General features: G+C 44.2%; 12 protein-coding genes. 10 read left to right on the top strand and 2 right to left on the bottom strand.

What is annotated here, in order from left to right:
* Positions 1-1514 precede the first annotated feature (1514 nt).
* Both DP116_RS21570 and DP116_RS21565 read left to right on the top strand, forming a co-directional pair.
* Entirely contained in the window at positions 1515-2741 is a 1227-nt protein-coding gene (locus tag DP116_RS21570; RefSeq protein WP_169157120.1) for an acyltransferase family protein, read from the top strand.
* 94 nt (positions 2742-2835) lie between these two features.
* Positions 2836-3327 (top strand): TerB family tellurite resistance protein, encoded by a 492-nt coding sequence (locus DP116_RS21565; RefSeq protein WP_169157119.1) that lies wholly within the window; start codon positions 2836-2838, stop codon positions 3325-3327.
* Between the two features lie 244 nt (positions 3328-3571).
* On the opposite strand, the gene DP116_RS21560 is transcribed toward DP116_RS21565, so the two are convergent.
* On the bottom strand, positions 3572-4300 hold the full coding sequence (locus DP116_RS21560; protein WP_169157118.1) for a DUF3891 family protein: 729 nt from the start codon (positions 4298-4300) through the stop codon (positions 3572-3574).
* A 100-nt stretch (positions 4301-4400) separates the two neighbouring features.
* Here DP116_RS21560 and DP116_RS21555 point away from each other — a divergent pair, with 100 nt between their 5' ends.
* Positions 4401-5306 carry a carbohydrate ABC transporter permease gene (locus DP116_RS21555; RefSeq protein ID WP_169157117.1) on the top strand — a complete coding sequence of 302 codons (906 nt, stop codon included), beginning with the start codon at positions 4401-4403 and terminating at the stop codon, positions 5304-5306.
* 233 nt (positions 5307-5539) lie between these two features.
* On the opposite strand, the gene DP116_RS21550 is transcribed toward DP116_RS21555, so the two are convergent.
* Positions 5540-5890, bottom strand: a complete 351-nt coding sequence (locus DP116_RS21550) for an ArsR/SmtB family transcription factor (RefSeq protein WP_169157116.1) — start codon at positions 5888-5890, stop codon at positions 5540-5542.
* A gap of 78 nt (positions 5891-5968) precedes the next feature.
* On the opposite strand from DP116_RS21550, the gene trxA reads away from it, so the two are divergent.
* The 7 genes from trxA to DP116_RS21515 all read left to right on the top strand — a co-directional run bounded on the left by trxA (position 5969) and on the right by DP116_RS21515 (position 12499).
* Positions 5969-6292: a thioredoxin gene (trxA, locus tag DP116_RS21545; RefSeq protein ID WP_048872119.1), complete on the top strand. Its 324-nt coding sequence runs from the start codon at positions 5969-5971 to the stop codon at positions 6290-6292.
* Positions 6293-6466: 174 nt separating this feature from the next.
* Positions 6467-7312 carry an SDR family NAD(P)-dependent oxidoreductase gene (locus tag DP116_RS21540; RefSeq protein WP_169157115.1) on the top strand — a complete coding sequence of 282 codons (846 nt, stop codon included), beginning with the start codon at positions 6467-6469 and terminating at the stop codon, positions 7310-7312.
* A gap of 109 nt (positions 7313-7421) precedes the next feature.
* A complete protein-coding gene (locus DP116_RS21535) occupies positions 7422-8537 on the top strand; it encodes an alkene reductase (protein ID WP_169157114.1) in 1116 nt (371 codons plus the stop codon).
* Positions 8538-8619: 82 nt separating this feature from the next.
* Positions 8620-9291: a nitroreductase family protein gene (locus DP116_RS21530; protein ID WP_169157113.1), complete on the top strand. Its 672-nt coding sequence runs from the start codon at positions 8620-8622 to the stop codon at positions 9289-9291.
* A gap of 323 nt (positions 9292-9614) precedes the next feature.
* Positions 9615-10364, top strand: coding sequence for an SDR family oxidoreductase (locus tag DP116_RS21525; protein ID WP_169157112.1), 750 nt, complete (start codon positions 9615-9617; stop codon positions 10362-10364).
* 584 nt (positions 10365-10948) lie between these two features.
* Positions 10949-11680, top strand: coding sequence for a glutathione binding-like protein (locus DP116_RS21520; protein WP_169157111.1), 732 nt, complete (start codon positions 10949-10951; stop codon positions 11678-11680).
* A gap of 117 nt (positions 11681-11797) precedes the next feature.
* Complete coding sequence (locus DP116_RS21515; RefSeq protein ID WP_169157110.1) at positions 11798-12499, top strand: NAD(P)H-dependent oxidoreductase; 702 nt, start codon at positions 11798-11800, stop codon at positions 12497-12499.
* Positions 12500-12687 lie beyond the last annotated feature (188 nt).

Below are 12687 nucleotides of genomic sequence, written 5' to 3'. Positions count from 1 at the left end.
CGCTTAATCCCCTGTAACCCTTATGGGGTACAGTTTATAAGCAACGTACCGCACTAGCCAACCCCCAGATGGATATCCCTATTATAATTATACCGGGGCATACCGAAGCTTTCCTGCTCGTCGAGGCAAAACAGTTCGCATTTTCTACATGGAGGATAGACGTTTAATTGAGCAATCTGAATTCAGTGAGATTGCCCTTTGGAAGTTTTTTCTTTCAATCAAGATTCGATGAAGATTACATTCATTTCCATAAAAATCTATTAAAGAGTGGGCACAACATGACGATTTGTATTGTCATAGATGTTATGGTTTACTTGACTATAGAAACATTAATCTCTTAGCAAAAGTAAGTATCTTTGGCTATGTTCAAAGTATACACAAATAACTACATATAGGTTGTTAGTATGTACTATTGTCTACTTGTTTCTATCACCTTTTTCTAGTCCTTCACAAGAGGAATTAAGGAAATGGCTTACTAATGGCAACAGTAGAGGAACGTTTTTTACAATCATTTATCTGTAGTTATAAAAATAAAATCAATATTTTTGCTATTAAGTCTAATGTTGAGAGCAGCTGTGCATTTACTAGAGTATGTGCAGTGACGAGCGAACTGTACGATGGAAGCTCAGAGGTCATTTGTTATGTTTAAGCTAGATTTTCTTCGTGAAATCCTTCTGACTCACATCCAGCAACCACTGCTAAAAGGAACAGTTTTTGTAGGGTATGAGCTAGTAGTTCCAAGAGTTCATGCCGTCAGGGTTCCTGGTGGTGTAACTCCCCCCTGAATTTTATAGATTTCAAAAGCTTTCTTGGTCAAGGTTAGAGGCGTGACTTCTACTCTACACAGCCTTGCAAGATAAAGAGCTTTCATAAGACACAACTTAGTACAGAACTCCACAAATTCATAACAATTTTCAGTTGCGAGTGCTGTAGATATGCGGAGCTTAGCTTCCTGAGAAAATATCACAATTTCAGGCTACATATAACGGTGTGAATTTGTAAGCAACTGTACTTTGTTCAATACAAAAGTTTGTTCACATATAGCAATACTAAATTGTTCGTGAACAGCGTCATTTTTTCTCTTTTGGTAACAAAAAATCCAGTTTTACCTGAAAGCAAAATATCTATATAAGTCGTTAATACTTATATATTTAGGTTGTCACCTACCATCGCACGAGTGATATTTATAAGTTGTTTTCTTACCTAAGAAAGACTTCTCGTCTTCAAGACTTTGTTAATATTAGGAGAAAGCTTTCCTCTGTGTCATTAGAAGATTAAACCTGATTTTTTTGCTTTAGCTTTGTTATCAATAGAGTTTGATGTCAAGAGTGTCCTTTTAACTAAAAAAGCCATTTTTTGACACTAAGTGACAGAAAAATTTGTCTTAATACCTTTTGTTCTTAAGGTAGTCAAATACCTTGCTCATAGCATGAGTTTATTTTCAAAAACTCGTGTAACCGATTTTCGTGCGTTTAATTTTTCATCTTTAGCCTTTCATCATTTCTTCATTACCAATGCATCAAAATATAATTCACGAATCTTCAAATACTTATTCTGAAAAACCTAGTAACCAGAGACTCCGTCTGGCTTACTTAGATGGTATACGTGGCTTGGCGGCTCTATATGTGGTTCTAGTGCATTGCTGGGAACCCAGTCTTGCAGACGCTTTACAACCTGCCTTGCTTTGGTTACCGATGGCAAAGTTCCTCAGATATGGAATTTTTGCCGTTGTTATTTTTATTGTTCTTTCTGGCTACTGTTTGATGCTTCCAGTAGTTCGTTCCGATAAAAAATATTTTTCCGGAGGCTTGTTAGGTTTCTTTAAGCGACGGATTCGACGGATTCTACCACCATATTATGCTGCTCTGCTCTTGTGCACATTGATAGGAATATTCATACTGTGGATAGAGCCAGCTGATGCTTTTGGCTTGGAAGATGAAAGATTCCACATTTTGAAAGATTTATTTTCTCCTCGGTTCTCTTTGCATGATGTGGTTGTTTATCTCTTACTTTTTCAAAATTTTGGCAGCTTATATATCAATAAAATTAATGGTCCAACATGGACTGTTGCTGTCGAATGGCAAATCTATTTTTTGTTTGCTGTTTTGTTAATACCAATATGGAGACGTTTAGGGTTATTTTATACAGTAGCAATTGCCTTTGCTGTCGGAATTACACTTAATTATCTGATGGGTGAACTCTCCTTTTCTGTTCATCCTTGGTTTTTAGGTCTTTTTGCTTTGGGAATGACAGCAGCAGAAATTAATTTTTCCCAAAAACCATCCTTGATGTGGATGAAAAATTCATTACCTTGGCATAAGCTTGCTGCCCTATTTACTTGCTTTGGTTTTTTGACAGAGTGGATACGATTTAATTTGATACAACAAATCCCAGAATGGGTTATCCATTATTTCATTGCCCTTGGCACGGCTTGTTTTCTCACATATTGCACCAATTTCTTAATAAACGGTAAACCACTTCCTCCTGCTGTGCAATTCTTAGAATCACCTCGGCTCGTTGCACTGGGAGTATTTTCTTACAGCCTTTATATCATCCATGCTCCTATAGTATGGCTCGTATATCAAATCCTACTGAGCCAACAATTGTCTCCTTCAATACTGGCTTTTAGATGGTTCGTCATCGCTGTTCCATTGTCAATAGTAGTTGCCTACGTATTCTACCGATTCTGTGAGCGACCTTTTATGTCCCACCTTCCAGCCAAAGTGAAGTCTCAGGGCTGAAGAGCTACGTGTATAAAAAAATCATAATCCTTGTGGTATTGTAAAAGAGGTTCTGCAAAATATTAAATTCTCAAACAAATCAAAAAGGTAATTGATGAGCGATATCAAACAAGCACTGCCTGCTTCAGAATTTCTGAAAAAGAACTTAGGTATTTCCGAAATTCCCCTTGAAGCATACCTTAGCTATGGATATGCACTACTCACTATTGCTGGAGCCGATGGAGAGGTTTCAGAAGCCGAACTTAATTGGTTACTAAATCATCAGCGCATGGCCGGCGCTCCTGAAGAAGCAATAGAGAAATACAAAACATTTGAATACAAAAATGCTGACTTAGAAAACCTACTGACTAAGATTACAGTTGATGTTCCTACTTGGTCAAAATCAAGGTCATTGCTGTATCATGCAATTCAAATGGCTCGCGCTGATGACAACTACTCACTTGAAGAGCAAAAAGCCGTTAAGAAAGCAGCTAAACTGTTGAAGGTTGAAGATGATATTGCGCTTGCTCTTAATAGGTTGGTAGAGACAGAAGAAGCAGTAACTGCATTACGCAAGGCGCTACTACAGACTGAGGTTTTAGCTTAATCGAGCAGAATCCCCACATCCCCATCCGGTTGAGTAACTGGCGATGATGGGAGCATGCATTGGCATGCAAAAACATGTTTGTCCGCAGCGAGGGTAACCGAGTAAAGCGTAAGCGCAAAGCGCGCGTCTACACTCCGCTTTGCTCCGTATGCCCGGAGGGCACGCTGCGCTAACGCTGCGGACAACTAATCATCTGAGTTTGATATAGCTTACATATTTGGGATGTTCCCGGGATGATCGCTAATCAGAGCCGAACAAACGTCCACTCCAAAGTTTTTATCGGTGCTGTCTGAAGTGCTTGCGTGAGTTCATCGTTAGTGTCAAATTTCAGTTGCTCTAGGTAACTAGCTTCCACATTAACAGTAAACTTCTTTTCTAGGAAAGGCCAAGGTTGTACTGTGACATTCCCATCAGACGACTCTATCACATCATAGCGCTTGCCGTCTGGCAGAGTTGCAATTTCTAACGCACGTTCATTAGCAGGTAACACACGGTTGCAGAGGATGAGTGAGAGGCGATCGCACCACTGAAAAAACTCATAAGCTTCCACAGCTTCATCCTTTGTAATATTCAACTCATGACGCCATTGCTTCTGATTCTGGAGTTGTTCGTCTAAAAAGCTATCCAATTCTGGTGATTCTCCACGCTTACCCTCATAGAGAAAGCTCACATGCATAGAAATCAGCATAGCAACCCATCGTCCCCGATATCGGGCATTTTGCGTGTGTCGTCGTACACTATTTACATCAGTTCCCTTGGCTAAGGTAAAATCTAGCGGTGCACCAGCTTCAGTGAGGTAATTGCCTTCCCATTCCTTTTCCAAATCATCGTGATGGGAAATAGCCGCAATTGTCTCTAACCAACGCAACGGGCGCTTTTCTGGGTGCCAATGTCCCGCTATTTGAGCTGCAAGTAAAGCATGGGCGCGATGATAAATAACTTCCCAACCGTTCTGATCTAGATTAGCAATCATAAATTAGGTTTAAAAGCTCTCATAACATTAATTTACTTTTTCATTTTGCACTTATCCAAACTCGAAATTCATCCCTCAACAGCACGATAAAAATCTTCCTATGAATAGATTGACAGCCAAAGATTGGGTTCTCATCACACGGCGACTGACTCCTTACTTATTTTTGCTCCCTGCCCTGTTTATCTTGGGATTAACCGTCTTTTGGCCCGCACTACAAGCGTTTTACCTCAGCTTTACTCGCTACGAATATGATTTAACTCAGATGCCCCAATGGGTAGGTTTTTCTAACTTTCAGCGCTTGTGGAACGACCGAGTTTTTTGGCAAACTTTATTTAACACCTTGCTGTATCTTGTGGGTGTGGTACCAATCTTAGTCATCGCCCCCTTAGCACTGGCAATTTTAGTCAATCAGAAACTACGCGGAATGCACTGGTTTAGAGCCGCATACTATACACCAGTCGTGATTTCAATGGTCGTCGCCGGGATTGCTTGGAAGTGGCTGTATGCAGAAAATGGCTTACTCAATCAATTGCTCAAGGGTATTTTCCCAGAAGGAATCCCTTGGCTGACGAGTCCCCGCTTCGCCTTATTTAGCGTCATGGCTGTGACGGTGTGGAAAGGATTGGGCTACTACATGGTCATTTATTTAGCTGGGTTGCAATCCATCCCCACCGACATCTACGAAGCTGCAGCAATTGATGGCTCAGACGGTGTGCGTAAGCATTGGGATATTACTGTACCCTTGATGAAACCATATATAGCTTTAGTTGCTGTGATTTCGGCTATTTCTGCCACCAAGGTGTTTGAAGAAATCTACATCATGACGCAAGGCGGACCACGCAATAGCTCGAAAACAATAGTTTACTATCTGTATGAACAAGCATTTAGTAATTTGGAAATTAGCTATGCTTGCACAATTGGGTTAGTGCTGTTCCTAATTATTTTAGGACTATCGATTGTGCGATTAACGATTGACCGACAGGGCGGTGATAACATTACAGCCTGATGTTGGAGCTGTTTTCGTGGTATAGCAATCGCCAACTCTATTAGGACATATAGCAGGGAACAGGGAACGCTTAACAGGGAACGCTTAACAGGGAACAGGGTTGAAAATCTCGTGATGTCCGTATTTTCTCATTAGTTCATGTCCTAATCTACCTGGCAACGGCTATATTTCATACAAAAGTCAATTTATTTGAATATGAAACCGCAGATGGAAGCGGTTCCAATCTTCAAGCATTAAACTTGCTGTGATGTTGTTTGTTGAGATGAACAACCAACAGACAAAGGCTTAGCTGAGCGCAACACGGCGTCCAGCAACCCTGGAAAAAGTGCTGACAAATCCTCTTTGCGCAACATATTAATGTGCTGTGTTCCTTCTTTGCGAGTCAAGACGACACCTGACTCTCGCAAAATCTTGAAGTGATTGGACATGGTGGATTTGGCAATGGCAAAATCAAAGTCAGCACAGCATTGCTCTTCCTTAACTGCCAGCCGCCGCACAATTTCCAGCCGCACTGGATCACCCAAGGCGTACAGCACTCCTGCTAAAGAAATATGTTTTCGGTCTGGGTGATGTAAGAATCTCATACTTGCATTATCTCATCAAGTTGACTATATTTTAATTATTCGATATTATCGAATAAACGAACTAATAGGAGGGCAAGTATGTCATCCGTTGCAAATGTAACAGATGCCACGTTCAAGGAAGAAGTCCTTAACAGTGAAGTTCCAGTGTTAGTAGACTTTTGGGCACCTTGGTGTGGACCTTGTCGTATGGTGGCTCCCGTGGTAGACGAGATTGCTGCTGAATATACAGGACAGGTAAAAGTGGTGAAGCTCAATACAGATGAAAATCCTACTATTGCCAGCAATTACGGAATTCGCAGCATTCCTACGCTGATAGTATTCAAAGGCGGTCGGCAAGTCGATACTGTAGTGGGTGCAGTGCCAAAGACAACGTTGAGTAAGACTTTAGCACAGTATCTGTAGTTAAATTCGTCATCAATAACTGAATGACGAATTACGATTTTAGCCCGTCTAGTGGATAGAAGAGTGTATGCGGTTGGGCACAAAAATGACTCCACCCCAAACTCTACAATCCACATCTAAGTACCAATACGGAAGCATAATGCGTAAATCCTATCATTTGCTGGAGCGAACGCAATGGACTTGAAATTGCATGGTAAATCTGCGCTGGTGAGTGCTTCAACTGCAGGTATTGGTTTTGCAATTGCTCGGGGACTCGCACAAGAGGGTGCATCAGTTATTATTACTGGACGTTCTTCTGAACGAGTGGAACAGGCGATCTGCGCTTTGCGCAGCAGCGTTTGCGCAGCGCCCCCTAAGGGGCTAGCTATCGCTAAAATTACGCAAACCAACCCAGAAGCAAAAATTTCCGGAGTCGTCGCCGATCTTGCAAAAAAAGAAGGAGCCTCGCAAGTCTTTCAACAAGTTCCTCACATTGATATCCTAGTCAACAATCTTGGTGTTTACGAGCCAAAAGCATTTTCAGATATTACCGATGAAGACTGGTTCAACATCTTTGAAGCTAACGTTCTTAGTGGAGTCCGGCTGAGTCGCCACTACCTACCAAAGATGTTGGAGCCAAACTGGGGACGTGTTATTTTTATCTCCAGTGAGTCTGCTATTCAAATCCCTGTTGAGATGATTCACTACGGTATGACCAAAACGGCTCAACTTGCTATTGCAAGGGGTTTAGCACAATCGACAATTGGGACTCAAGTCACAGTCAACTCTGTTCTTGCAGGACCAACTCGGTCAGAAGGTGTTGATGACTTTGTAGCAAAGATGGCAAAAGACCGTGGTATTAGTCCTAGTGAAGTCGAAGCTGACTTTTTCAAAAATGTTCGTCCAACTTCCCTGATCAAACGCTTTGCAACAACTGATGAAGTTGCAGCAATGGTTGTTTATCTATCCAGTCCGATAGCTTCAGCCACCAATGGTGCAGCTTTGCGGGTGGATGGCGGGGTTGTGCAGTCAGTTGTTTAACAGTTACCAGTTACCAGTTATCAGTTATCAATTTCATCCGTCTGAGTGATGACTGAATCAACCAGGAATTTTGATTTTTAGCATAGGACAGACTTTGGAGATTTCATCTATGAGCACTAACATCAATTTACTCTCTCCTTACAAGTTAGGTGATTTAGAACTGCCCAACCGCATAGTGATGGCTCCCTTAACCCGTAATCGTGCAGGAGAGGGTAATGTACCGCACCAACTCAATGCCATCTACTATACTCAACGCGCCTCTGCGGGGCTGATTATCTCTGAAGCCACTCAGGTTTCTCCACAAGGACAAGGGTATCCTTATACACCAGGTATTCACTCGCAAGAACAAGTCGAAGGTTGGAAGTTAGTCACAGACGCAGTGCATCAGCACGGAGGAAGAATTTACCTGCAACTATGGCATGTAGGACGCATTTCACATCCTGATTTCCAACCGAATGGTGACTTACCGTTAGCACCATTCGCGATCGCACCCAAGGGTCAGGTACTTACTTATGAAGGTATGAAACCGTATGTGACTCCTCGTGCTTTAGAAACGTCGGAGATTCCGGAAATTGTCGAACAATATCGCAAAGGAGCAGAAAATGCTCTGGCGGCTGGTTTTGATGGGGTGGAGGTTCACGGTGCCAATGGTTATTTACTTGACCAATTCCTCCGGGATGGTACGAATAAACGTACAGATAAATATGGCGGTTCTGTAGAAAACCGTGCCCGACTTCTGTTGGAGGTAACCGAAGCGGTTGTTGGAGTGTGGGGTGCAAAACGGGTTGGGGTACGTTTGTCTCCGAGTGGAACGTTTAACGATATGCAAGACTCCAATCCGCTCGCAACATTTGGTTATGTTGCCCAAGCCTTGAACCAGTTTGATTTAGCATATCTGCATATTTTTGAGGCGATAGAAGCAGATATCCGACATGGGGCGACCGTGGTGCCAACCAGTCATATACGGGAGCGCTATCACGGTACAATCATGGTTAATGGGGAATACACTCCTGAAAAAGGCAATGCAGTTTTGGCAAAAGGAGAAGCAGAGCTAGTTTCTTTTGGCACACTATTTATCTCAAATCCCGATTTACCCCGACGTATAGCTTTGAATGCACCCCTGACTGAGGCAGATTCGACGAGTTTTTATGGTGGTGGGGAGAAGGGTTATACTGACTATCCGACAGTAGAAGAGCAATATCCCTCTTTAATAGGAGCAAAATAATTCGTTGTTCTTATAAATGTACGAATGACGAACAGCTGTGATCCAAGCTTATAATCTTTGTGAAAATTAACGGATAGGTCTCATGGTTCAAGAACTCAACCTTCAAACTAAACCTCTGGATGTACCTAGCGCCATTATTCAGCGTCGTTCTATCAAGACTTTCAAACCAGATCCTATATCTCCAGAACTACTTCACCAACTCGTGAAGCTAACTGTAGCAGCACCCAGTAGTTATAACATTCAAGATTGGCGGATAGTTCTTGTGCAAGATGACGCACAAAAAGCAGCTCTTGCAGCAGCAGCCTGGAATCAAAAACAAGTCGTTGAAGCGCCCGTGACATTTGTCTTTGCTGCTGATGCGACTGCTGGAGAACAAGATTTAACACCGATTTTGAATCAGGGACTCGAAACGGGTGCATGGAATCAGGGCACGGTAAACTATTTTAAAACCAATATCCCGCAGTATCAAGCAGGACTTGGAGACAAACGGCGGGAGTATGCCATCAAAGATGCTATGATTGCTGCGACTCATTTGGTGTTAGCAGCAGAAAGTCTGGGCTTGTCCACCTGCTTTATGAATGGTTGGATTGAAGAGAAAGTCAAGGAAGTGATTGGTGCTGCGGACAATCGAGATATTGCGATCGCAGTTCTTGTACCTGTTGGCTATGCAGCAGAACCACGTCGTAATCCCGGACGTCTGCCATTTTCCCACAACGTCTTTGTGGATAGACTGGGAAACCCTTATGAAGGTTGAGATGAGAACTGTCCACGTATTCTCGCCAAAGTAAAAAACATCACGAGCAAACAATGGGTAGACAGCAAGTCATTAGGTACTGCTCATTTGATTGACTCATGAGCGATTGACTTTGCACCAAAGTCAATCGCACCAAAATCATCTACCAAATCAAACAATTTCAACCATGTCCTTTAACTGTTTTTGATCAAACTCCGGAGAGCCTTCGATCCAAGCAATTGAGCGTTCCACAATCCATCGAGTTGTTACCGGGACAAATCCAATTTTCAAGGATCCGTCGCGGACGACTCTTTCACTCCTCAGCAATCACAGGACTCATCATCATGAAAAAACTAGAAGGAAAAGTCGCTCTTGTCACCGGCGGTACCAGCGGCATCGGTCTTGCCACTGCCAAGCGCTTTGTCGCCGAAGGTGCCTATGTCTTCATCACGGGTCGTCGCCAAACTGAACTTGATGCTGCCGTGAAAGCGATCGGTAAAAACCTCACGGGTGTTCACAGCGATGCCTCCAATCTGGCAGACCTCGATCGCCTGTTCGCCACGATCAAGCAAGAGCAAGGACACCTCGATGTGATCTTCGCCAATGCTGGCGGTGGAGAACTCGCACCACTCGGCGAAATCACCGAAGAACACTTTGACAAAACGTTCAATACTAACGTCAAAGGTTTGCTGTTCACCGTGCAGAAGGCACTGCCTCTGTTGCCAGAGGGCGCTTCTATCATCCTGAACGCCTCAGCCACTTCTATCAGGGCCACCCCAGCCTTTAGCGTTTACAGTGCTACCAAAGCCGCCGTGCGATCGTTTGCCCGTAATTGGACACTCGACCTCAAAGAGCGCAAGATCCGGGTTAACGCCATTAGTCCTGGCGTGGTTCCTACTCCTGGCTACAATCTTCTGGGACTGAATGATGAGCAGGTGCAGGCATTCGTGGACAGCCAAGCCAGCACCATCCCGTTGGGAAGAGTAGGCACGCCCGATGAGATTGCCAAAGCCGTTGTCTTTCTTGCTTCAGACGACAGCAGCTTTGTGAACGGCATCGAGTTGTTTGTCGATGGCGGTATGGCACAGATTTGAAGCACCCTAAAAGCGATGGCTTCGCCGGTCCGTTTGCCCCAACAAAGCGGAGCTTTGTTGCCTCGAATCGGAGATTCGTTCCAACGCCCTATGCCTACGGCACGGCTTTGCAAGAGCGGGAACGCGGGTCGCACGCCACATGCTTCAACGGAGGACAGCGACGCACCGCAGTGGCTCCTCTTTTGGGAAAACGCGGCTATGCTCTACGCCTGGGTTCCCCAAGACCCTTACGGGTATGCGCTTTGCGCACGCCTTAGGGCGTATGCGCTTTGCGCACGCCCAGAGGGCTAAAGCGAAGCGTCTCCGTTCGGCACGGGGCCGTGCCCGAAGGGCTCAGGAGATACGCCAGTCACCTGTTGTCGGGAAACAAGGACCGCAGTGCTGGACTCACCGCACTGGCTCCCCGACAGCATGCGCGCTGGTCTCACCAGATACCTCTTTTGGGAAACCCTCCTATGGCACTTCGTGCCACGCACACGGTTCAGTACTGGCTCCCCATGAGCGACCCGCGTTCGGAGGAGGGTGCAAGATATCAGATAAGCTTCTTGTGACAAACAGTTCATTTAAACATTAGGAAACAACCAATGATTGAGCTTTATTATTGGACGACACCAAACGGACATAAAATCACGATGTTCCTTGAAGAAGTCAGTTTGCCTTACACTGTTATTCCTGTCAACATTGGCGCGGGAGATCAATTTAAGCCTGAGTTTCTCACAATTTCTCCTAACAATCGTATCCCCGCAATTGTGGATCATGAACCTGCAGGAGGTGGTGAACCGATTTCAGTTTTTGAGTCTGGTGCTATCTTGCTGTATTTAGCAGAAAAAACTGGGAAGTTGATTCCAGCAGATTTGCGCGATTGCGCTAGCGCACGCTTACGCGAACGCGTTGAAGTCTTGCAATGGTTATTTTGGCAAATGGGCGGTTTGGGACCGATGGCGGGACAGAACCACCACTTCAGCCAATACGCACCCCAAAAAATTGAGTATGCTATTAACCGTTATGTGAATGAGACGGGACGTTTATACGCTGTCCTAGATAAACGGCTTGCTGATAGAGAGTTTCTCGCTGGTGATTATTCCATCGCCGATATTGCTAGCTATCCGTGGATTGTGCCATATGAGCGCCAAGGTCAAAAGTTAGAGAACTTTCCTCACCTAAAGCGCTGGTTTGAAACAATTCAGGTGCGTCCCGCAACAATTCGTGCTTACGAAAAGGCAGAAGCCTTCAAAAATCAAGCTCTTGATATAGAAAAGTCAAGAGATTTGTTATTTAGCCAGTCGGCAAAAACAATTCAGAAGCCCACAACTTAAAAATTTTAGGGGAGTATCGGAACACACAGCACTGACTCCCCTTATCCGTTTATCCATGTTTAGTATCTGTATTATAAGCAGCATATTAGACTCGGATAAGTGTTGAGGGATATCAAGATGAAATTCTTTATTGTTCACGCCCACCCAGAACCCAACAGTTTCAATGGTGCTCTGACTCGCTATGCCAAGGAAGTACTGTATACCACAGGACATGAGGTGATTATTTCTGACCTTTATGCCATGCAGTTCAACCCAGTTTCTGACCGCCGCAACTTTACTTATAATAAAGAACTAAACTACTACAATCAGCAAAGTGAAGAAATGTATGCCACTGAAGTTGATGGCTTTGCCCCAGATATCAAAGCGGAGATGGAGAAACTCGACTGGTGCGATGTGCTGATTTTTCAGTTTCCTCTTTGGTGGTTTGGACTTCCTGCTATCCTCAAGGGTTGGGTTGATAAAGTCTTTGCAATGGGGCGAACTTATGGTGGCGGGAGGTTTTATGACAATGGAGTTTTTCAAGGCAAAAAAGCCATGCTGTCTCTCACCACAGGTGGTGCATTAACCATGTACACCGAAATAGGGATCAATGGTGAGATTCGTACCATTCTCTATCCGATTAATCACGGGATTTTTCGCTTTGTGGGTTTCGATGTTTTGCCGCCTTTCATCGTTTGGGGCGCAAGTCGCATCGGGGATGAGCGTCGCCAAGCTTATTTAGAAGAGTATAAGCAGCGGTTGTTAACGATTAATGCAACGCCTCCTATTGTCTATCCCTCGCTGAAAGATTTTGATGAAGATTTTCAACTGAAGCAGTGATGATAAGCTGCTTTAGCGTATGACTTGCATATAGCGCTTCTCGATAGCCCTCGCTTGCGTGCGCTTTGCGCATATGCGTGCAATACACGATTGTAGAGACGTAGCCCTTCGGGTATCTCCTTCGGAGACGCTTCGCGTTAGCCCTTTGGGCGTGCGCTTTGCGCATACGCCAGTCGCCTGTTGTCGGG

Origin of the sequence: Brasilonema bromeliae SPC951 (genome assembly GCF_012912135.1) — a bacterium.
Lineage (GTDB): Bacteria > Cyanobacteriota > Cyanobacteriia > Cyanobacteriales > Nostocaceae > Brasilonema > Brasilonema bromeliae.
The sequence above is the reverse complement of the archived record's forward strand: the minus strand, read 5'-3'. Positions and strand labels throughout refer to the sequence as shown.